The sequence below is a fragment of the Nocardiopsis alba DSM 43377 genome, assembly GCF_000341225.1.
Taxonomy (GTDB): Bacteria; Actinomycetota; Actinomycetes; order Streptosporangiales; family Streptosporangiaceae; genus Nocardiopsis; species Nocardiopsis alba.
The window spans coordinates 194,018-215,556 of the sequence record NZ_ANAC01000005.1 but is presented as its reverse complement, the minus strand read 5'-3'; the positions used below and the strand labels follow the sequence as shown (position 1 = coordinate 215,556).

16 protein-coding genes are annotated in these 21,539 nt (G+C 71.1%); 5 read left to right on the top strand and 11 right to left on the bottom strand.

Annotated features, from left to right (window positions below):
* Positions 1–55: 55 nt before the first annotated feature.
* The 5 genes from D451_RS0104600 to D451_RS0104580 all read right to left on the bottom strand — a co-directional run bounded on the left by D451_RS0104600 (position 56) and on the right by D451_RS0104580 (position 8,832).
* Positions 56–1,756, bottom strand: coding sequence for an ABC transporter substrate-binding protein (locus D451_RS0104600; protein WP_026124829.1), 1,701 nt, complete (start codon positions 1,754–1,756; stop codon positions 56–58).
* Between the two features lie 269 nt (positions 1,757–2,025).
* Positions 2,026–3,045, bottom strand: coding sequence for a LacI family DNA-binding transcriptional regulator (locus tag D451_RS0104595; protein WP_017533572.1), 1,020 nt, complete (start codon positions 3,043–3,045; stop codon positions 2,026–2,028).
* A gap of 139 nt (positions 3,046–3,184) precedes the next feature.
* The gene (locus D451_RS0104590) at positions 3,185–4,063 is read right to left on the bottom strand and encodes an Fpg/Nei family DNA glycosylase (RefSeq protein ID WP_017533571.1); all 879 of its coding nucleotides are present in this window, start codon (positions 4,061–4,063) and stop codon (positions 3,185–3,187) included.
* Positions 4,064–4,147: 84 nt separating this feature from the next.
* Positions 4,148–7,225, bottom strand: coding sequence for a DEAD/DEAH box helicase (locus tag D451_RS0104585; RefSeq protein WP_017533570.1), 3,078 nt, complete (start codon positions 7,223–7,225; stop codon positions 4,148–4,150).
* 146 nt (positions 7,226–7,371) lie between these two features.
* On the bottom strand, positions 7,372–8,832 hold the full coding sequence (locus D451_RS0104580) for a PucR family transcriptional regulator (protein ID WP_017533569.1): 1,461 nt from the start codon (positions 8,830–8,832) through the stop codon (positions 7,372–7,374).
* 210 nt (positions 8,833–9,042) lie between these two features.
* Between D451_RS0104580 and gabT the strand changes: the two genes are divergently transcribed.
* Complete coding sequence (gene gabT / locus D451_RS0104575) at positions 9,043–10,377, top strand: 4-aminobutyrate--2-oxoglutarate transaminase (RefSeq protein WP_014908458.1); 1,335 nt, start codon at positions 9,043–9,045, stop codon at positions 10,375–10,377.
* Between the two features lie 44 nt (positions 10,378–10,421).
* On the opposite strand, the gene D451_RS0104570 is transcribed toward gabT, so the two are convergent.
* Positions 10,422–11,366, bottom strand: a complete 945-nt coding sequence (locus D451_RS0104570; RefSeq protein ID WP_017533568.1) for an EamA family transporter — start codon at positions 11,364–11,366, stop codon at positions 10,422–10,424.
* A gap of 71 nt (positions 11,367–11,437) precedes the next feature.
* Here D451_RS0104570 and D451_RS0104565 point away from each other — a divergent pair, with 71 nt between their 5' ends.
* Positions 11,438–12,349 carry a LysR family transcriptional regulator gene (locus D451_RS0104565; RefSeq protein WP_017533567.1) on the top strand — a complete coding sequence of 304 codons (912 nt, stop codon included), beginning with the start codon at positions 11,438–11,440 and terminating at the stop codon, positions 12,347–12,349.
* Between the two features lie 18 nt (positions 12,350–12,367).
* On the opposite strand, the gene D451_RS0104560 is transcribed toward D451_RS0104565, so the two are convergent.
* A complete protein-coding gene (locus D451_RS0104560) occupies positions 12,368–13,972 on the bottom strand; it encodes a PucR family transcriptional regulator (protein ID WP_017533566.1) in 1,605 nt (534 codons plus the stop codon).
* A gap of 183 nt (positions 13,973–14,155) precedes the next feature.
* On the opposite strand from D451_RS0104560, the gene D451_RS0104555 reads away from it, so the two are divergent.
* Both D451_RS0104555 and D451_RS0104550 read left to right on the top strand, forming a co-directional pair.
* Positions 14,156–15,442, top strand: a complete 1,287-nt coding sequence (locus D451_RS0104555) for an aspartate aminotransferase family protein (protein ID WP_026124828.1) — start codon at positions 14,156–14,158, stop codon at positions 15,440–15,442.
* Positions 15,443–15,468: 26 nt separating this feature from the next.
* Entirely contained in the window at positions 15,469–16,977 is a 1,509-nt protein-coding gene (locus tag D451_RS0104550) for a CoA-acylating methylmalonate-semialdehyde dehydrogenase (protein WP_017533564.1), read from the top strand.
* A 244-nt stretch (positions 16,978–17,221) separates the two neighbouring features.
* Here the strand turns inward: D451_RS0104550 and D451_RS27215 are convergent, their stop codons facing one another.
* The 4 genes from D451_RS27215 to rlmN form a co-directional block, all read right to left on the bottom strand.
* Positions 17,222–17,464 (bottom strand): hypothetical protein, encoded by a 243-nt coding sequence (locus D451_RS27215; protein WP_042283005.1) that lies wholly within the window; start codon positions 17,462–17,464, stop codon positions 17,222–17,224.
* A 240-nt stretch (positions 17,465–17,704) separates the two neighbouring features.
* On the bottom strand, positions 17,705–18,517 hold the full coding sequence (locus D451_RS0104545; RefSeq protein ID WP_017533563.1) for a carbon-nitrogen hydrolase family protein: 813 nt from the start codon (positions 18,515–18,517) through the stop codon (positions 17,705–17,707).
* Positions 18,518–18,602: 85 nt separating this feature from the next.
* Positions 18,603–19,073, bottom strand: a complete 471-nt coding sequence (locus D451_RS0104540; protein WP_014909208.1) for a YqaA family protein — start codon at positions 19,071–19,073, stop codon at positions 18,603–18,605.
* 7 nt (positions 19,074–19,080) lie between these two features.
* Complete coding sequence (gene rlmN, locus D451_RS0104535; protein WP_014908813.1) at positions 19,081–20,178, bottom strand: 23S rRNA (adenine(2503)-C(2))-methyltransferase RlmN; 1,098 nt, start codon at positions 20,176–20,178, stop codon at positions 19,081–19,083.
* Between the two features lie 217 nt (positions 20,179–20,395).
* Between rlmN and D451_RS0104530 the strand changes: the two genes are divergently transcribed.
* A complete protein-coding gene (locus D451_RS0104530) occupies positions 20,396–21,481 on the top strand; it encodes a suppressor of fused domain protein (RefSeq protein WP_014908702.1) in 1,086 nt (361 codons plus the stop codon).
* Positions 21,482–21,539 lie beyond the last annotated feature (58 nt).

Here is a 21,539-nt window from a genome sequence, read left to right as displayed (position 1 = left end):
GGGTGTGGGGGCGCGTGTGGGGCGCGTCCGTGGAGGGAGACGCCCCACGTGCGCGCTATTCGACCGGTTCGATCTCGGCGAGGGTGTAGATCGCACCCAGCTGGTACAGGTTGTTCCACATGGTGGCGTAGGAGTCGGGGGTGTCGGGGTCCTCGCTCGGCCAGTTGGTCCACACCCGGTTGCTGGACTGCGACCACAGGCCGTTGTACCAGAGCGGGATGACCGGCAGATCGGCCAGGAAGATCTCCTGGATCTGCGAGGTGATCTCGGCCGCGCCCTCGATGTCGTCGGTCGGGGTGGCCGCGAGCCTCTCGGTCAGCTCCCAGGCCTCCTCGTTCTCGTAACGGGCGTAGTTGGCGGTGATCTGCTCATCGCGGATCGGCAGCTGGAAGATGAAGTCGTAGTAGGTCCAGGGCGTGTTGCTCAGACCCCGGTCGTTGTTGATCATCAGGTCGAACTCGGCCCTGCGGAAGTTCTCGATCAGCAGGTCCTGCTCGGGGAAGGCGGGCGTGACGTCGATGCCCACCTCCTCGGCGTTGCCCGCGATGATGTTGGCCGCCTCCATCCAGTCGGTCCAACCGGAGGGGACCGCCAGTTCGAGGGAGAGGGGTTCGCCGTCGGGGGTCTCGACGTAGCCGTCGCCGTCCTCGTCGACGTAACCGGCGTCCTCCAGGATCCTCACGGCCTCGTCCGCGTCGTAGGAGAAGCCCTCCTCCGCCACCAGCTCGTGGTCGATGTAGTCGTCCCAGGGCTGGAGCAGGCCGGTGGGGTCGGCCGCCTCGACCAGGTTCGTGTAGGGGCCCGAGATGATCTGGTCGATGTCGATCGCGTGGGCCAGCGCCCTGCGGAACTCGGGATCGCCCAGCGCCTCGTGTTCGTGGTTGGGGATGAGCCAGGCGGTGTTGGCCGACCGCATGTAGGGCGGCTCTTCGTAGTAGCTCGTGATGGTCTCGTCGCGCTCGATGACCTGGTCGATCCCGGGGAGGAAGTTGTTCGACATGTCGACCTCGTGGTTGCCGAGCATGTTCATCGTGACCTCGTTGGAGGCGTTGACGATGTCCACGATGTAGGTGGCGCTCATCTCCAGCCCCAGCGCCTCGGTGCCCCACCAGTCGTCGTTGCGGCGCCAGACCATGCGGTCGTCGGCGTGGTTCTCGTAGACGTAGGGGCCGGTACCGACCGGATCGGCGTTGGGGTCGTCGTTGACCTGCGCCTGGTCCTTGTCGGCCCAGAGGTGCTCGGGGACGATCGCGCGGTTGGCGACCCAGTTCATCCACTCCTGGGGGCGAGGCTCGGAGAAGGTGACGGTGACCTCGCGTTCACCGGTGGCCTCGGCGCTCTCGACGAAGTCCCAGATGTTGCTGTAGTGGATGTCGAAGTGGCCCAGCTCCAGGGTGGTGACCACGTCCTCGGCGACCAGCGGTTCGCCGTCGGTCCACTCGATCCCCTCGCGGAGGGTGATGACGTGGGTGTTCTCGTCCGGCCATTCGTCGCTCTCGGCGAGCCAGGGCGTGTAGTCGTTCTCCTCCGGGTCGAACAGGAAGAGGGGCTCGTAGACCAGCCCCACCGTGCCGACCGCGTAGTTGCCCTCCATGATGGGGTTCCAGTTGGTCGGGGGTCCCCACGCGGTGCCCGTGGTGTACAGGGTCTCGTTCCGGGGGTAGCCGCCGGAACCGCCCGCTCCGCTCTCTCCCGTGCAGGCGGTGGCGACCAGCACCACCGCCGTCAGGACGGCGGGAAGCCTCAGAGATCTCATCTCGACTCCTTCTTCCACCCGGTCGGCCCTCTCGGGGGGAGGCCGAGTGCCGTGCAGAGGTCCGGGAGCGCTCCCACACAGGGGCGCGGAGGGCCGTTGCTGAACCGGGTAAGTGACGTCAACAACAACATGACCGACAGAAGCCCGTCAATCCCCCGGAACTTCCCTGTTACGCGCTTGTGACAGCCTCACCGGGCACGACGTCACCGAGAACCCGCCCGGCGCACGCGGGCCGACGGGGCGGTCGAGGCCGGTGGGGCGGCCGGGGTTCAGTGGGACAGCGGTCCGGTGCTCCCCCGTGGCCGCAGCTCTCCCGGCGGGGTCTCCACGTCATCGACCCGCTCCTCCGCCAGAAGACCGCCGAGCATCCGCGCCGCCTCGCGTCCGTTTCCGACCACGTCCCGGGCGATCGCGGTCAACGAGGGCCGCACCAGACGGCACAGCGCCGAGTCGTCCCAGGCCACGATCGACAACCGACCCGGAACGTCCACCCCCATCTCGGAGGCCACCCCCAGGGCCGCCACCGCCATGAGGTCGTTGTCGTAGACCAGGGCCGTGGGCGGATCGGCCGTGGCCAACAGGCGCCGCGTGACCCGGGCGCCCTCCTCGCCGGTGTAGTCGGCGTGCACCGTGCGCGCCTCCGCCACCCCGGCGAGGCGGGCCGCCTCGCGGAAGGCCTCGGTCCGGCTGCGCGTGTGCGCGAAGAACTCCGGGCCCGCCACCCGGACGATCCGCCGATGCCCCAGGGCGGCGAGGTAGTGCACCACCTCGCGCACGGAGACGGCGTCGTCGGTGTACAGGCACGGGACCCCGCCGGTGCCCTCCGGCCCGCCCAGGATCACCGCGGGCAGCGGCAGATCTCGGGCCAGGGCCGGGCGGGGGTCCTCGACCCGCAGGTCCACCATGATCACCCCGTCCACCCGGCGTTCGGTGGCCCAGCGGCGGTAGACCGCGAGTTCGGCCGCCACGTCCTCGGTGACCTGGAGCATCAGGTCGATCCCGGAGGAGGTCAGTTCGGTCTCGATCCCGGAGACCAGCCGCATGAAGAACGGTTCGATGCCCAGCGATCGGGCCGGACGGTCCACGACCATGCCGATCGCGCCGACCCGGCCGCCGGGGGCCAGGGCCCGCGCCGGGTTGCTGGGCGCCCAGCCGAGTTCGCGGGCGACCGCGAGGATCCTCGCGCGTGTGGCCTCGGAGACCCCGGGACGACCGTTGAGGGCGTAGGAGACCGCCCCTTTGGACACCCCCGCCGCCCTGGCGACGTCCATGATCGTGGGACGCCGCATCACAGAGCCCACACCGCCTCCCCACTCTGCTTCGCTGAACCGGTTAAGCCATCGGGAGGGGATTGTAACCCACGCCTCTCGGGCGACCGAGGCCTTTTTCCGCGGCCCGGCGGCCCGAGAAGGGGACGATCCGGGAGGGTCAGGCCTGACAGCCGGGACACCAGTACAGGGTGCGACCGGCCAGTTCGGTGGCGGAGATCGGCGAGGAGCACACCCGGCAGGGCTCTCCCGTGCGGTAACAGACGTAGAGGGTGTCCGGCCGGGGCACCGGGTGGGCCTCGGGGTCGGGCCGGTCCTCGGGGCGGGTCGTGATGATGTAGCCGTCGCGGACCCCGTCCCGCAGGAGGGCCGACAGGTCCTCCCACAGGGCGTCCCAGCGTTCCCTGCCCAGCTCGCGGCCGGGGGTCATCGGGTCGATCCCGGCCCGGAACAGGGACTCGGCCCGGTAGATGTTGCCGATCCCGGCGATCACGTCCTGGCGCATCAGCAGCGCGGCGATGGTCGTCCGCGAGCGGTCGACGACGCGCCAGGCCCGCTCGGGGTCGGCGTCCGGGCGCAACGGATCCGGCCCCAGGCGGTCCTGGACGGCGCGCTTGTCCTCGATGGTGATGACCTCACAGGCGGAGGCGCCGCGCAGATCGGCCCAGCCGGTGGAGTTGACCAGCCGGACCCGGACGGCCCCGACCGGCTCGGGCGGGACCACGAACCCGTCGACGTCACGCTCCAGTTCGATCCGATCCGCTCCGGGGGTACGGGGGGCGCCCAGGTGGCGTTCCCCGTCGGCGTCGCCGAAGGTCCAGGCACCGTAGAGACCGAGGTGGACGCGGAGCCACTCACCGGAGTCGAAACCCAGGAAGAGGTGCTTGCCGTGGGCCTCCCCCTCGGTGAGGACCCGGCCGTCGATACGGGCGGCCCCGTCGGCGAAGCGCCCCTGAGGGCTGCCCGCGCGCACGGTGGTGCCCCCGAAGGTCTTGTCGAAGTGCGCCGCCAACCGGTGCAGTGTGTGGCCCTCCGGCACTCGTGCCTCCCCTTTCCCGGCCCCTCGCGGGGCGAACCGGCGCGTTCCGGACATGCCGCGCCACCTCAAGGTTAGGTCGTGTGCTCAGCAGGCGGAGAGGATCTCCTCGACCAGGGTCCGGGGGTCGGCCAGGCAACGCCAGGCGGGGACGATCACGACCAGGTCCTCGACCCCCCGGTCCAGCGCCTCGCCCCGGGCCAGCAGCCGGCGCAGGGCCGGACCATCGGGTTCGCGGTCGAGCAGCACCACCACCCGACGCGCCCCGTAGCGGACCACGAGGTCGGTCGCCCAGCCGCGGACGCGCGGCCGCACCACCACCTCGGTCCCGGCGGCCCGCAGGGCCTCGACCAGGGCGACGGTGGCCGGATCGTCCCGAGGTTCCTCCGCGAGCCCGAGCCCGCCCTCCCCGTCCCCGGCGAGCAGGGCGGTGAGCGGACCACGACCGGCGGCCCAATGGGCGCGATCCCCCACGACCACCAGTCGACGTCGGGTCCGGGTGAGCACCGAGGACCACAGGTGTCCCATCCCCATCACCCGGCGCTCGGCGATCGCGGGGGCGTCGGCCGTGAGCATCGGGGACAGCACGGTGACGTCGGTCGTACCGTCGACCGGCAGCTCCGGGCCGCCGACCCGGACCCGACGCCGCAGGACACACTGACGCAGCAGACGACGGAGCAGCGCCACCTGGGGCTGTAAGGGCGCGACCACCGTGAGGGTCCACTCCTCGGGAAGGGTCCGGTCGAGTTCGTCCACCACCACCGCGACCCGATAGGCCTCGTCACGGTTGACGTAGGAGGAACCCGGCGCCGCCTCGCAGTCACCGGCCACGTCACGCCAGTCGACGACCGGCTCGTCACCGGGGTGCGGCTCGGTCCTGACCGCGATCCGCCCTCCATAGCAGTACTCGGAGGCCACCGAGGCCAAGGGCTCGGGCGCCCCGTCGTGCTCGTCCAGCCAGAGCGTGGCGCTCGCGCCCCGGGCGGCGGCCCGCAGCGCCGACCCCGTACCGTGGCGCAGCCCCCGCTCGTCCAGTTCCTCGGCGTCCAGCCCGGCGGTGGCCAGGGCGCGACGTTCCTCCTCCGGTTCCAGGGCGGTGGCCGGTCCGGGGTGCGCCGGGTCGCCGATCACCAGGGCGCGCACCGAACGGTAGAGCACGGGGAGCAGTTCACCGACCCTGGTCCGTTCGGCCCCCACCACGATCACCAGATCGAACGATCCTGGACCGGAGGGCAGGGCACGGGCCTGGTCGGTGCGGCAGATCCACGCGGGCAGGATGTCGAGCAGGTCCCCCATGGCCGGGCGGCCTCCGCCGTCGTTCCAGTTGAGGCTCTCCAGACGGTTCACGACCGCGGCCCGCCCGCGCCGCAACCGTGGCCCGGTGACCGAGCTCAGCCGCAACGCCCCGGCCCGGCGGTGCTCCTCCATCGCCTCGTCGAGGATCGCGGTGAGCTCGTTCAGGGGCGCGCGGCGGGTCCGTCGTTCCACGGCCTCGCGCCACTCGCTCTCCATCCGGGCCACCGAGCACAGTCGCGCCAGACTCTCGGGATCGGTCGTCACACCGAGTTCACGGCGTACGGCCGAGCGGTGCGAGAGCCCGCCCAGGCCACCGGCGATGGCGCGCTCGGCCCGATGCAGCCAGTACTCGGGGCCACCGCGCTCGGGCGTGAAGAGGCTCTCCGGGTTCCAGCCCCGGACGATGTCGCGGCCGCGTTCGGAGGCCAGGTCGGCCAGAACGTGCCCGCCGGAGGCCACGTCGTCCATGGCCTCCCACACCTCGCGGATCCGGTTCCAAGAGCCGACGAGGTCGTCCTCGCGCTCCACGGGCTCCCCAGGGTCGGTGATCCACGCCGGCGGCAGTCCCGTGTCGCGCACCAGGATCCGGGTGAGTCGACGCGCCTCGGCCACCCCGCCCGCCCGGACCACCGGATGTTCGGGCGAGGTATCCGCGCGGGCCAGGACCTCGTCGATGTCGCTCTCGCCATGGCAACAGATCAGGACCCGTTGCCCCTCGGCGACGGCGGTGCGCACCACCGTGTCGACCAGATCGTGCACGCCGCCGCCGGGCGGGGCGGCGGCCACGGTGAGCTGCTCGCCCATGGCCGCCCGCAGGACCTCGTACTGGGCCTGGCCCAGGGGCGAGGCGGCGATCGGCACGATCTCGGGGGCGGCCGGTTCGCTCACCGCCTCCTCCCGCGCCCTGCTTCGGGAACGGCGTCGTTCGCGCTGAGGGCGTTCCCGAGGTGCTCGGGCCTCGGGGCGGCTCCCGAGCAAGGGCTCCAGGGCGGTGCCGGGCACCGCGTCGGGGTCCAGCCCCTCCGGGTCGGTGGGATCGAGGTCGGCCAGGAGACCTTCGGGCAGGCCCGGCTCGAACGGCTCTCCCTCGGGGCGTCCGCCGGGACCGGCCCGGTAGAGCACGGCGGTGTTGTGGGCGCCCCGGACCGGACGAAGGGGGCGGCCGCGGGTACCCAGCGGATCGATGTCGTCCACGCGCTCGATCTCCAGCCGGGAGAGCAGGATCCGGGTCTTGGCCGCCAGTTCGGCGACGGCGGCGGGGCGGTGGATCGGGTCGGGGGCTCCGGAGCGCAGTCGGGTCCGCAGTTCGAAGAGGTCCTCGGGGTCGGTGACGCCGATCCGCGCGAGCAGGGCGACGTTGACGTCGGGTGTGCCGACGGCGCGGAGCGAGGGCGTTCCGGGGCGGTCGCGCTCTCCGGGCTCCTCCACCGGGCGCACGTCGACGACGAACAGCGGCAGCGCGATCCGATCGTCCCCCGTACCGTCCCCCAGGACGACGAGCGGGTATCCGTAGCGCAGCGCCTGGCCGTGGCGCCCGGCCAGCCGCGCGACGCGCGCGCCCTCCTCGTGGAGCGGCAGGGCCTCCCTGGCCCCGCTGAGGAGGAGTTCGGGGCCGGCGGGCATGCAGGCGTGGACGTCGGAGTCCAACCGTCCGACGGTCGCCTCGTGCCGGTGCACGGCCTCACGGTGCAGGCAGGAGCGGGTGTAGGCCAGGAACGAGTGCGTCCTGGACACGTCGACCGACCGTTTCCAGCGCAGCGAGGCCGCACCGACCCCGGAACCCGCCTCCGGCTCGTCTCCGATGGTCCCGCCCACCGGCGTGTACGAACCCGCGTGACCGATCTGCTCGTCGTCCTGGAGTGACCTCACTACGCCCCTCGACCATCCCGTGACCAGACGATTACCCTCCGCCATGAAGGCCCATTGTGGTGCATTCCGCGCGGGCCCGCCCGGGGAATGCACGAACCCGTGGCCCTTCTCCCCTGATCGGCGAGGCGAAAGGGATCGGGGAAGGGTCAGGAACGCCCCTCGCGCAGCCGCAGGGCCACCCACAGCTCCGTCCGATGATCGGGGTCGTCGAGGTCGCCCGGGAGCAGCTCGCGAATGCGCCTCATCCGGTAACGCAGGGTGTGCCGATGCACCCCCAGCCGTTCGGCCGCCGCGTCCCAACGCCCGGAGGCCGCCAGGTAGGCGCGCAACGACGCCAACAGTTCGGCCGCGTTGCGCTGCCGATCGATCGGGGCGAGCAGATCCTCCGCCAGACGCAGCCCCGCCGGGCTGTCCAACAGCCCGAACAGTCCACCGGGCAGTTCGTCCGAGCGCAGCAGCGCGCGCCCCTCCTCCTCCGCCGCGGCCAGGGCCCGTTCGGCCTGGGAGCGGGCGACCGCCAGGTCGGCGTACCCGACCGGCTCGCTCAACCCGACCGGTCCGTCGAAGAGTTCCCCGAGCGCCTCGGCCAGGTGTCCCGACCCCGCCGCGGAGGAGAGCGCCAACGCGCCCCCGGTCTCGGCCACCGTGGTGACCAGGACCCCGTCCGGCGGCCCGTCGGGCACGGGCCCTCGGGCCGCGGCCACCAGCACCGGCTCGGCGGGCAGCCCGGCCATCAACTCCTCCGCCCCCGGATGACGGGGGTCCAAGGCCCCGGCGAGCAGAGCCGACAGCACACCCGGGCCGAGGCCGGGGCCCCGGGCCAGGGCCGGCCGTTCCAGTTCCAGGGAGAGCAGCGACACCGCCGCGTTGACCAGGGTGCGGTCGTCGGAACCGAACCCCTCCCTGGTGGCGACCGCGAGGAAGCCCCGTACCCGGCGGCCCGTGGCCAGGGGTTGCAGCGAGATCCGCGCGCCCCCCGAGACCAATGAGGCTCCGATCTTGGGGCCGGCGCCGCGCAGGCGGGGCAGCTCTCCGACCAGATCCGGGGCGAGGTCGACGGCCGAGGCGGGCGAGGCGTGCCGGACCACGCCGTCCGGTTCGAGGAGCAGGACGCGGGCGTCGAGTTCACGGGCCAGCCGGTCCACCACGGCGGCGGACCCGTCCAGCGCGGCCCGGGTGAGATCGCGCTGGGCGGCGAAGGCGCGGCTCAGCCCCTCGTACTCCTCCTGGGCCAGCAGTCGCGAGACCTCCTTGCCGATCGAGATGAAGGGGGTCTCCCGTGCCACCTCGATCAGGGCCAGGCCGAACTCCTCGGCGGCCTCGCGCAGTTCCTCGGGGGTCCGGTCGAAGTTGACCTCGACGCCGAAGCCGAGGCCCGCGACGTTCTTCTGTGCCAGTCTCCGCACGTAGGAGCGCAGGTCGGGAGGGTTGTCGGCCCAGCGCACCCCGGTGGTGAGCACCAGTTCGCCGCCGGCCAGGTAGGGGGTGGGGTCGGTGAGCTCACTGACCGCGACCCACTCCACCTCGCGTCGCAGCAGGTCGGATCCGGCGAGCAGCCGCAGTCGCAGTCGCGGTGTCCGTAGCAGGGAACCCAAAGTCGGCGGCATCGTCGCCCCTCTCCCCGCGTGCTCGTGGCGCGTTCGCGCCCCTCCCCCTCTGTGGCCGCACCGCACCTGACGCAATGGCGTACGGCCTCCCTTCGATTATCCACTGTGTCCATGTGTGCGGGGTTCCACACGGCCTAGTGTTCTGCTCGCACGCCCGGAATCGCCCCCGGGAGACAGCCCGCAAGACCACGCCCAGAAGGAGGCAGCCGCATGGCCACGACCGAGGTCGTCCAGTCCCGCCGGATCGTCACCGAGATCCCCGGCCCGAAGTCCCGCGCCATCCAGGAGCGCCGCAGCGCCGCCGTCGCCCAGGGCGTGGGCAGCACCCTGCCGGTCTACGTGGAGCGCGCCGGCGGCGGGATCGTCGAGGACGTCGACGGTAACGCCCTGATCGACTTCGGTTCGGGCATCGCCGTGACCAACGTCGGCAACGCCGACCCGCGCGTGGTGGAGCGCGCCGCCGAGCAGATGGGGCGCTTCACGCACACCTGTTTCATGGTGAACCCCTACGAGAGCTACGTGGAGGTGTGCGAGGCCCTCAACCGGATCACCCCCGGTGACCACGAGAAGCGCTCGATCCTCCTGAACTCCGGCGCCGAGGCGGTGGAGAACGCCGTCAAGATCGCGCGCAACGCCACCGGCCGCCAGGCGGTCGTGGTGTTCGACCACGCCTACCACGGTCGCACCAACCTCACCATGGCCCTGACCGCCAAGAACATGCCCTACAAGCAGGGCTTCGGGCCGTTCGCGGGCGAGGTGCACCGCATGCCCATGGCCTACGCCTACCGCTGGCCCACCGGACCGGAGAACTGCGGCCCCGAGGCCGCCGCCGCGGCGATCGAGCAGATCACCAAGCAGATCGGCGCCGAGAACGTGGCCGCGATGGTCATCGAGCCCATCCAGGGCGAGGGCGGCTTCATCGAGCCCGCCCCCGGCTTCCTGCCGGCCTTGGTCGAGTTCTGCCGTGCCAAGGGCATCGTGTTCGTCGCCGACGAGGTCCAGACCGGCTTCGCCCGCACCGGTGACATGTTCGCCTGTGAGCACGAGGGCGTGGTGCCCGACCTGATCACCACCGCCAAGGGCATCGCGGGCGGTCTGCCCCTGGCCGCCGTGACCGGCCGCGCCGAGCTGATGGACGCCGTCCACGGCGGCGGCCTCGGCGGCACCTACGGCGGCAACCCGGCCGCCTGCGCCGCCGCGCTGGCCTCGCTGGAGGCCATCGAGTCCGACGACCTGGTCGGCCGCGCCCGTGAGATCGGCGCGCTCATGCTGGACCGGCTGCGCACCCTCGCCGACAAGTACGAGGTCATCGGCGACGTGCGCGGACGCGGCGCGATGGTCGCGATCGAGCTGGTCAAGGACGGCAAGGAGCCCGCGACCGAGGCCCTGGCCCAGGTCGTGGCGCACTGCCACTCCCGCGGCCTGATCCTGCTGAGCGCGGGCACCTACGGCAACGTGATCCGGATGCTGCCGCCGCTGGCCATCAGCGACGAGCTGCTGCGCGAGGGCCTGGACATCCTGGAGGAGGGCCTGGCCGGCCTGTAGTCCGCCGTCGCGGGGCGGGGAGGTCCGTTCCCCGCCCCGCCGGCTCATTCCGGCTGAGGGACCCGGGCCGGGTCGCGTTCGTTCGAGCGCGGCCCGGCCCTCTCCGTGTCCGGAGGGACGGGGCGTCGGCCACGGGTGCTGCCCCACAGCACCCCGCCCACGACCAGAGCCCCGCCGACCAGCTCCCCCGGGCTCGCGGTCTCACCGAGGACCGCCCACGCGGCCGTCATTCCCACGACCGGCACCAGCATCGAGAACGGCGCCACCACCCCCGCCGGGTGACGGGTCATCAGCCAGGTCCACACACCGGAGCCGACCACGGTGCCGATCACCACCGTGTAGACCAGACCGGCCACGGCGGCCGCCGCCCCGGGCTCGCCGAACGAGGTGAGGGACTCCAGGATCCGGTCGGGACCCTCGACCGCCAGCGACAGCGCCAGCATCGGCAGGGGCGGGACCACCGACATCCACAGCGTCAGCCGCAGCGGGTCGGTCGGCCGGGCCAATCGGTTGCAGGTGTTGCCGATCGCCCACCCGAACGCGCCCGCCAGGGTCAGCAGGAACGGAACGATGGCGGCGTTCTCCGCCCGCTGCCATCCCACCAGGGCCATGCCGCACACGGCGATCAGGACGCCGACCAGTTGCCGACCGCTCACCCGCTCCCGCAGGAACGTCGCCCCCAGGAGCACGGTGAAGGGCGCGGACGCCTGGAGGACCAGCGACGCCAGGCCCGTGGGCATGCCGGAGGCCATCCCCCAGTAGAGGAACAGGAACTGGAGGACACCGAAGCCGAACCCGTAACCCACCAGCCAGCGCACCGGCACCCCCGGCCAGGGGACCAACAGCATCGTCGGCAGGGCGATCAACGCGAAGCGCAGGGCCACGAGGAAGAACGGAGGAAAGTGGACGAGCGAGGCGTCGATGGCGATGAAGTTGAGGCCCCACATCAGAGCGACGGAGAGGGCCAGCAGGCGATGACGAAACGGCATGCGTCCAGGTCACCAGGTTTCTCTTTTAAGCACAATCAATAATTCGGACACTCACGATGTAGCCTTGCTACATGGAGATCCGACACCTGGCGCTGTTGCGCGAACTCGCCGAACGCGGCAGTGTCACCGCGGTCGCCGAGGCGACCCACAGAACCCCCTCCGCCGTGTCACAACAGCTCAAGGCGGCCCAACGGGAGTTCGGAACGCCTCTGGTGGAGCCGTCCGGCCGCGGCCTGCGCCTGAACGAGGCGGGGCTGCTGCTCGCGGAGGGCGGGGTGAGCGTCGCCGCCGCCCTCGAAAGGGTCCAGGCCCGCTGGGACTCCTTCCGCGGCGAGCCCTCCGGCACGGTCACCGTGGCCGCCCTCCCCAGCGCCGCGACGTTCCTGCTGAGCGACGCGATGCACGACCTGGCCGACACCTCGATCACCCTGCGTTGCAGCGACTACGACCTCGCCGAAGTGGAGTTCGCCGGCCTGACCGCCGACAACGACATCGTCATCGCGCACAGCCTCACCAGCGTCCGACCGGCCGGCGCCGAGGGGTTGACCGTGCGCCCCCTGGCCCGAGAGCCGCTGGACATCGCGATGGCGGCCGACCATCCCCTGGCCGACCGGACCGACGTCAGCCCCGACGACCTGGTCGACCTCGAATGGATCGGGGTCCCCGAGGGCTACCCCTTCGACACCGTTCCGAAGGCGATCGAGCAGGTGACCGGGAAGGAGCTGCGAGTGACCCAACGGCTCTGGGACAACCGGTTGATCGAGTCGCTGGTGGCCGGGAGCGCGCTGGTGGCGGTCCTGCCCCGCTTCACCACACCGCCGGACTCGGGTGTGGTGCTGCGCCCCCTCACCGGGGTCCCCTCCGCCCGGCATGTCTCCGCCGTCCTGCGCCCCGACAAGGCCGAACGGCTGGCCGTCCAACGGGTACTGCGCGCCTTCGAGAAGGTCGGTGCCGAGGTGGAGCGACGTCACCGGCGCGATTGAGCGCGAACGTCCCCCGGCTCAGGGCTGTTCTCGGACCGAGTCCAGGGACAACAGGGCCACGTGCAGCGACAGGCAGTCCTCCACCGACTCCAGGTCGGCGTCCAGCACGTTGGCGATCCGCCGCAGCCGCTCGTAGAACGCGGGCCTGGACAGATGCGCCCTGCTCGCGGCCAGGGCCTTGTTGCGGCCCGCGCCCAGATAGTGGCGGAGCATGTCGGTGAGATCGCCGTTGTGGCGCGCGTCGTGGTCCAGCAACGGCCCCAGTTCGCGTTCCACGAAGGTCTGGAGGCGCTCGTCGTCGCGGAACAGGTGCAGCAGACCGCGCAGATGCAGGTCGGGCAGCCGATAGAAGGGGCGGTGGTCGCTCTGCCGGACGGCCACGTCGCCGACCTGGCGGGCCTCCAGGAAGGAGCGGCGGACCTCGCGGATGTCGTCGGCGGTCGAGCCCACCGCCAGTACCGCCGCGTCTCCCACCGTGGCGCGCACACGCTCGGCCAGCAGGTACAGGATGGGGTCCAGGCGCGGGCGTGAGGGCAGGGCCAGCAGGATGCCGACGCGCAGGTCGTCCAGGGAACCCACCAGCGCGGGCAGTCGCAGTTCCCGGCAGGCCTTGGCCGCGCCCTCGGCGGTGTCGGACAGACGCGCCTGGGCGGCCAGGCCGGTGCCGCTCTCGCGCAGACGCAGGACCAGACCGACCAGCTCGCGTCCGTTGAGCGGTACGCCGACCGCGCGGGCGCGGACCAGCGCCTCCTCCGGTTCGGAGTAGGCCCGGTCGATGATGCCGGTGATGATCGTCCGGTGGGTCTGACGTTCCAGACTCTCCTGGTGGCGTTCGAGCAACCGTCCCAGGGCCAGGGTCGTCGCGGCGCGTTCGATGAGCATGGTCTGGCGCGCGGTGGGGGTGGCGCCGGTGATGAGGATCAGGCGCCCCCAGTCCTGACCGCGGGCGCCGACGGTGGTGACCAACCAGCCGGTGGAGGGCACGTGCACGGTCCGGCTACCGGATCGGACCGCCCGCGATCGACTCTCCCAGGAGGTCAGCAGGGTGCCGGGATCCTCTCCGTTGAGGTCGCAGGCCAGCACCTGGTGGGTGAGGTTCTCCAGGACCACGGGGCAGCCGGAGAGCTGGGCGACCTCACGCAGGATCTGGGCGGCGTCGGCGCCCTCCACGGACAGTTGGGTGAAGACCGAGTGGAGTTTCTCCGACTCGCGCAGCTCCTCCAACTGTTCATTGACCACCCGGATGTGCACGGCCTCGGTGATCTCGACGAAGCGGGCCTCGCGGTCGAGCAGGACGACCGGGAGCCGGGCGTCGCGGGCGGCCTCCAGGAAGGGGGTCGGCAGTTCGGCGTGGTACTTACGGCCGAGTTCGACCGCGATACCGCTCACCCCCGCGTCGGCGATGTCCTCGATATAGCGGCGCAACGCCTCGGGGTCGTCGGGCATGGCGATGCCGGTGCTGAGCACCAGTTCGCCGCCGCGCAACAGGTGGGCCAGGTCCGTGACCTCGGCGATGTGCACCCAGCGCACCGCCACGTCGAGGTACTCGGAACCGGTGACCACCCGGGGGCGGGCGCGTTGGAGGGCCGGGAGCCTGAGAACTTCGGCGAGTGTGGGGAGCACGGTCTCACTCTAGTCGTTCTGTCACGGCGGAGGCGGTTTCTCTTTACAAAGTGCTCGCTTTTCCTCGTTCATGAGCACGAAGGGGAACGCCTTGAAGGAGGCTTTACATTCTGTAAAGGCCGCCAGCATGTTGTCAACAGTGTGATCCTGGTCAAGTACGCCGAGCCGGGCGAGACTGGGGGCATGTCGGAACTCCTCTCGCGCCACCGCGCGGTCATGCCCTCCTGGTCGCCCCTCTACTACGAGTCCCCGCTGGAGATCGTCAGCGGCAAGGGAAGCCGCGTCACCGACGCCGAAGGCCGCACCTACCTGGACTTCTTCACCGGAATCGTGACCAACATGCTCGGCTACGACGTGGCCGAGGTCCGTGAGGCGGTCGAACGCCAGATCGCCAAGGGGGTCGTGCACACCTCCGCCCTGTACCTCATCCGCTCCCAGGTCGAACTGGCCGAGAAGATCGCCCGGCTGTCCGGAATCCCCGACGCCAAGGTCTTCTTCACCAACTCCGGCACCGAGGCCAACGAGACCGCCCTGCTGCTGGCCACCCACGCCCGAGGCAGCGACGAGGTGCTGGCCATGCGCGGCAGCTACCACGGACGCTCCTTCGGCACCGTGGCGGTCACCGGGAACCGGGCGTGGAAGAACTCCGCGCTCTCCCCGCTGAACGTGCACTACCTGCACGGCACCGACCACGCCTCGCCCCTGTTCCGCGATCTGTCGGAGCGCGAGTACATCGACCGGTGCGTGGCCGACCTGCGCGCCGTCCTGGACACCACCGCGCCGAACGTGGCCTGCCTGATCGCCGAGCCGATCCAGGGCGTGGGCGGGTTCGCGATGCCCCCCGAGGGTCTGTACGGCGCCTACAAGGAGGTTCTCGACGAACACGGCATCCTGTTCGTCTCCGACGAGGTGCAGACCGGTTGGGGCCGCACCGGCACGGACTTCTTCGGCATCGGCGCCCACGGCGTCACCCCGGACGCCATGACCTTCGCCAAGGGGCTCGGCAACGGCTTCGCCGTCGGCGGCGTCGTGGCCCGGGGCGACCTCATGGACGGCCTCGGGGCGCTCGGCGTGGCCACCTTCGGCGGCAACCCGGTGTCCATGGCCGCCGCCGGCGCCACCCTCGACTACGTCCTGGACCACGACCTCCAGGACAACGCGCTGCGCCAAGGGCGGACCATCCTGGAGGGCCTGCGCGCGCTCAGGGAACTGCCCTGCGTGCTCGACGTTCGGGGCAAAGGGCTGATGTTCGCCGTCGAGATGGTCGACTTCGAGAGCGGGGCCCCCTCCCCGGCCCTGGCGGCCGGGGTCCTGGAGGCCACCCGCGAACGCGGCCTGCTGGTCGGCAAGGGCGGCGTGCACGGCAACGTGCTGCGCATGGCCCCGCCGCTGACCCTGTCCACCGAGGAGGCCGCCGAGGGGCGCGACATCCTCCTGGACGCCGTCCATGCCGTGGCCGAGCAGGCCTGAGGAACACCCGAGACGAGGAGGAGAGCATGAGCGAACACGTCACCCACTGGATCGGCGGCTCCCGCCACGAGGGCCCCACCGAGCGGAGCGGGGACATCCACAACCCCGCCTCCGGTCAGATCACCGGGACGGTCGACCTCGCAGGGCCCGCCGAGGTCGACGCGGCGGTCGCCGCCGCGCGGGCGGCCTTCCCCGCCTGGCGGGACACCCCCCTGTCCAAGCGCGTCCGGACCCTGTTCCGCTTCCGCGAGCTCCTGGACTCCCGGAGCGACCGTCTGGCCGAGATCGTCAGCGCCGAACACGGCAAGGTCCTCTCCGACGCGAAGGGCGAGGTCGCCCGCGGCCTGGAGGTCGTCGACTTCGCCTGCGGCGTCCCCCAACTGCTCAAGGGCGATTTCTCCGAGAACGTGTCCACGGGCGTGGACTCGTACTCGATCCGCCAGCCGGTCGGCGTGGTCGCGGGCATCACCCCGTTCAACTTCCCGGCGATGGTCCCGATGTGGATGTTCCCCCTGGCGATCGCCTGCGGTAACACCTTCGTGCTCAAGCCCAGCGAGAAGGACCCCTCGGCCTCGCTCATGATCGCCGAACTGTGGGCCGAGGCCGGCCTGCCCGACGGCGTGTTCAACGTGGTGCAGGGCGACAAGGTCGCGGTGGACGCCCTCCTCGAACACCCGGACGTCGCCGCGGTCGGTTTCGTCGGGTCCACGCCCATCGCCCGGTACGTCTACCGGGTCGCCGCCGAGCACGGCAAGCGCGTCCAGGCTCTCGGCGGGGCCAAGAACCACATGGTGGTCCTGCCCGACGCCGACCTGGACCTGGCCGCGGACGCCGCGGTCTCCGCCGGGTTCGGCTCGGCCGGCGAACGCTGTATGGCCATCTCGGCGGTCGCGGTCGTGGACTCGGTCGCCGACGACCTGATGGAGCGGATCCGGGAGCGGGTGGCCCGGCTCCGGGTCGGCCCCGGAGACGACGACCGCAGCGAGATGGGACCGCTCGTCACCCGCGAGCACCGGGACAAGGTCGCCTCGTACCTGGAGTCGGGGGTCCGCGAGGGCGCGACCCTGGCGATCGACGGCAGGGTGCACCCCGTGCTGGGCGGTGGCGGCGACGGTTTCTGGCTCGGCCCCTCGGTCCTGGACCACGTCGAGCCGACGATGTCCTGCTACCGGGAGGAGATCTTCGGTCCGGTGCTGAGCGTGCTGAGGGTGCGCGACTACGACGAGGCGGTCGGGCTGATCAACGCCAACCCCTACGGCAACGGGACCGCGATCTTCACCGACGACGGGGGCGCCGCACGGCGCTTCCAGAACGAGATCGAGGTCGGCATGGTGGGTATCAACGTGCCCATCCCGGTCCCCATGGCCTACTACTCGTTCGGCGGTTGGAAGGAGTCGCTCTTCGGCGACTCCCACGTACACGGTACGGAGGGTGTTCACTTCTACACCCGCACCAAGACCGTGACCGCCCGTTGGAGCGACCCCGGACAGCGCCCCGAAGGCGGTGTCGACCTGGGCTTTCCCACCAACGGGTAGGCCCGATCCGACGAAATACCCGATGGATGTCTCTTACTGACCGTCGGTGACGGGCGACACGGAGTATCGTGTCCATCGACGCCGACCGGGACGTTCTCCGTCCTCACGGGCGTCACGACGACCATCCCGAGAAGACGCGCTCAATTCCCCTCCTCCCCACGGAAGCGGGCGCGTCGACGGAAGCGCTCCGGGTCCTAGACTCCCCCTGGACCCGGAGCGCGACCGTCTTCACGGAACCGCCGCGTCAGCGCGCGACGATCAGCGACCTACGCGCGGGCACCGGTCGGTACCCCATGAGCCCCGCGCACTCGTCGCATCCATAGACATGGGCCCCGTCCGGCAGTTCCCCCAGGATCCTGCGTGGCCTGGGCCACTTGGTGTGGCAGACGACGCAGGCATCCCCCATGCACTGCGCCGGACTCAGCCGACTCGGATCGTAGACACAGGTCCCGGATACGACGTCGGTCGGCATGTCTGGTTCGCACATCGTGCTCGTTCCGCGCAATGTCCTTGCTCCCCCCGTGGTTTAGGACAGTCTGGCGGGCCGATAGTTACCGGCTCTTAATTGAATCAGAAGCTCTCGGCGCCTGGAAGGGCCCGGACCGATCTAAATCACTCCGTGCAGGGGAATCATAACCCTAAGTGACGAACCCTGGGAAGACCCAGGTCACCGACTGATCATTCATACGCTCTGCCCGATATGTACACACGATCCTGGGCAAGGACCTCAGTCCTCTTGCAGCGGGGTCACACCGAAACGGCGCATGGCGAGGGCCGGATTCGTGACCCGAACCGCCTCCACACGCTCGGCCGAAACCCGGGCCGATGCGACATCGAAGGTCTGCTCCCCCAGGGAGGCCACCACCGTGCCCATCGGGTCGATCACCATACTGTTGCCCGCCCCCACCGGGGCCGACTGGCCGGAAGCGGCCACGTAGACCGTGTTCTCGATGGCGCGCGCACGGAGCAGCGTGCGCCAATGATCCTCCTTGAGCGGCCCCGGCACCCACTGGGCGGCCAACAGGACCACCTGGGCCCCGGCGTCGACGATCCTCCGGGTCACCTCGGGAAAACGCAGGTCGTAACAGGTCTGGAGGCCGAAGACCACACCGTCGACCTCGAAGGTGCGGGGCTCCTCGATCGGCCCCGGCGCCACCACGTCCGACTCCTTGACCCCGAAGGCGTCGTAGAGATGCGTCTTGCGGTAGAGCGCCACCGACTCCCCCTGCGGCGAGAGCGCCACCAGGGTGTTGGTGAAGTGCGCGGCGTCCTCTCCCCGGGACTCGTTGACCCCCAGGACCAGGTGCACGCCCTCTCTGCGGGCGGTGTCCGCCGCGTCGGACAGGAAGGGCCCGTCCAGCGGCTCGGCCGACTCCACGTAGCGGTGGTCGGTGCGCGAGGCGGTGAACATCGTGTACTCGGGGAACAGGACGACCCGGGCGCCGTCCGCCGCGGCCCGGGCGGTCAACTCCGCCACCGAACGCAGGTTCTCCGCCTTGTCCCGCCCCGGGGAGAACTGCGCGACCGCGACCCGCACCATAGGACCCTCACCTCCGCGACCAGGGGGTCCGCCCCGTCGGCGGCCCCGAACGTGCCACGAGTGTACGCCCCGCCCCTCGAAGGGGTCAGGGCAGGTGGGACAGGGCCCAGGCCGGGGCCAGGACCAGGATGAGGAAGCGCGCGGCCCGGGTGGCGAAGGTGACCGCGCAGAAGAGGAGGAGGTTCATGCGCACGACCCCGGCGAGGACCGAGACCACCATGAACGGCGGGACGCTGGCGAAGGAGCTCAACGCCAACAGCCCCACACCCCAGATCGGGCGTTCCTCCGCCTTGGTCCGCCACTCCGCCATCCGCTTCGCCCACTTGCCCGGCGTCCGGGCGCGACGGCGCAGCCAGGGCGCGGAGAGCGTGCCCCGACCCACGTAGTAGTAGGGGATCTTGCCGAGGGTCTGTCCCAGGGCCGCGGCCAGGGCCACCGCGACGAGGGCGCCGTCGTCCATGAGGGCGACGACGCCCAACAGGTAGACCTCGACGTTGAGGATCGGGACCAGCCCGGCCGCGGCGGCGAACGCGAAGGCCAGGAGGGTCTCGACCACGTCGGTCCTACTTCTCGGCGGCGGCGAGCTGGCCGCAGGCGCCGTCGATCTCCTGGCCGCGGGTGTCACGGACGGTGACCGACACCCCGTGGGACTGGAGGCGCCGGACGAACTCGCGCTCGTCCTCGGGGCGCGAGGCCGTCCACTTGGAGCCCGGGGTCGGGTTGAGCGGGATGAGGTTGACGTGCACCAGGTGGCCCTTGAGGAGCTTGCCGAGCAGGTCGGCCCGCCAGGCCTGGTCGTTGATGTCCTTGATCAGCGCGTACTCGATGGAGACCCGACGTCCGGTGGTCCCGGCGTAGCGCCAGGCGGCGTCCAGGACCTCCTCGACCTTCCAGCGGGTGTTGATCGGCACCAGCTCGTCGCGCAGCTCGTCGTCGGGGGCGTGCAGGGAGATCGCCAGGCGGACCTGCATCCTCTCGTCGATGAGCTTGTTGATCGCGGGGACCAGACCCACCGTGGAGACGGTCACGCCGCGCTGGGAGATGCCCAGGCCGCCCGGGACCGGGTCGGTGATGCGACGGACGGTCTGGAGGACCCGCTTGTAGTTGGCCATGGGCTCGCCCATGCCCATGAACACGATGTTGCTGATCCGCCCGGGGCCGCCGGCGACCTCGCCGCGGGCCAGGTCGCGGGCGCTGGCGACCACCTGGTCGACGATCTCCCCGGTGGACAGGTTGCGGGTCAGCCCCGCCTGTCCGGTGGCGCAGAACGGGCAGTTCATGCCGCAGCCGGCCTGAGAGGAGATGCACAGGGTGACGCGGTCGGGGTAGCGCATGAGCACCGACTCGAACATCACCCCGTCGAAGGCCTTCCACAGGGTCTTGCGGGTCATCCCGTTGTCACAGGTGATGTGCCGGACCGGGGTGAGCAGGGTCGGCAGCAGCGCCTCGCCGAGCCGCTCCCGGGAGGCCTCGGGAAGGTCGGTCATCTTCGAGGTGTCCGACTCCAGGGCACCGTAGTAGTGCTTGGCGATCTGCTTGGCGCGGAAGGGCTTCTCCCCCAGCTCCCGGACGACCTCCTGGCACTCCTCGGGGCTGAGATCGGCCAGGTGCCGGGGCGGCTTGGCGCGGCGGGGTGCGACGAAAGTGAGCTCGGCGGGCATAAGTATCCGTAACGAATGGAGTCGGTGGACTGCGCCCGGCGCGGAAGGTAAGGGGCGACGCGGGTCGTTATACGACCTATACGCGTCCGCGGTGCTGCTCCGCCTCTCAGGGCACTACCGTCGATTCTACGCGCAGTGTGGACGGCCCGGACGGGTCCCCGCCCCCGGCCACCACGACGACAAGACGACACCGAGACGGCGGCACGCGGGAGGGCCGGTGACCGAGATCGACGTCCTGCTCGACGAGATCAGCCCCTACCAGAGCCGTCGCGTCGTCGTCGAATGCGACTCCCACACGACCGCCGCCTACCTGTTGGACGCCAGAGAGCGCATCCGCGTCCCGGTGTGGCTGGCCAACCACGAGAGCGCGCCCGCAGAGAGCGACCCCGACGACCTCTATCGGGGTCGGGCCCCGCTCATGCCCGAGGCCTATACCAAGCATCCGCAGGGACGCCCCCGGTTCGATCCGGCCACCCTGCGCGCGGTGTGGTTCGAGGAGGGCGACGGGGTCGCCCTGCTGGACGAGGAGGGGCTGCTCGCCGTGATCCCCGGCTGGGCGGAGGCCGACAGCGGTCTGCCCGGTTACGCGCGCGAGGCCATCGGACGCAGCCCCTACGCCTGGGAGCTGGACTCGGTGAAACGCCGGCTGTGGCCGCGGGTCGTGCACGCGGAGGCCTATTGGGACTGGCGACGGGCCTCGGGCGCCTGGCGCGGTGTGCAGCGGACGGTCCTCGGTCATCTGAACCGCCGGGTGGGCGAGGCCGGGCATTACTGGGACGTCTCCGACGGGCACCCGCCGCTGTTGCGGGTCTCGGAGCGGCCGCCCACCGAGGAACGGCCCTACACGGTCCTGTCCACCGTGGGCATGTGCGGGCAGCGGATGCCCACCCTGGACCGCTACATGGCCGATACCTCGGGGCACGCCCGGGTGGAGCTGGCCCTGGCCACGACGCTGCCCGCGCACCACGCGGCGCGGATCTTCCGGTGGATCGGGGCCTTCCCCTGGCGCGCGGTCACCTGGTTCGGCACCGGCCACACGGTCAAGTGGTTGGACAACCCGGAGGATCGGGCGATGCGCCGTGACGCGGGCGCGGTCCTGTTGCTGGAGGATCCGAGCCCCCTGATCACCGACCCCGCCCTGGTCCCGCCGGACACCTCCGGGCTGACCTTCCAGGGCGACCCGGTCCGCTGGCTGTGGATCGTCCCGATCACCCGCCCCGAGCACCTGTTCGCCAAGGAGCACGACAGCGCCACCCTGGTGGAGAAGCTGGCGGCCGAAGGGCGCGGCTGGATCCTGGACTGACCCGGGAAAACCCGTTGCGTCGACCGTCCGACGTCCACGAACATGCCCGATCGGGGGC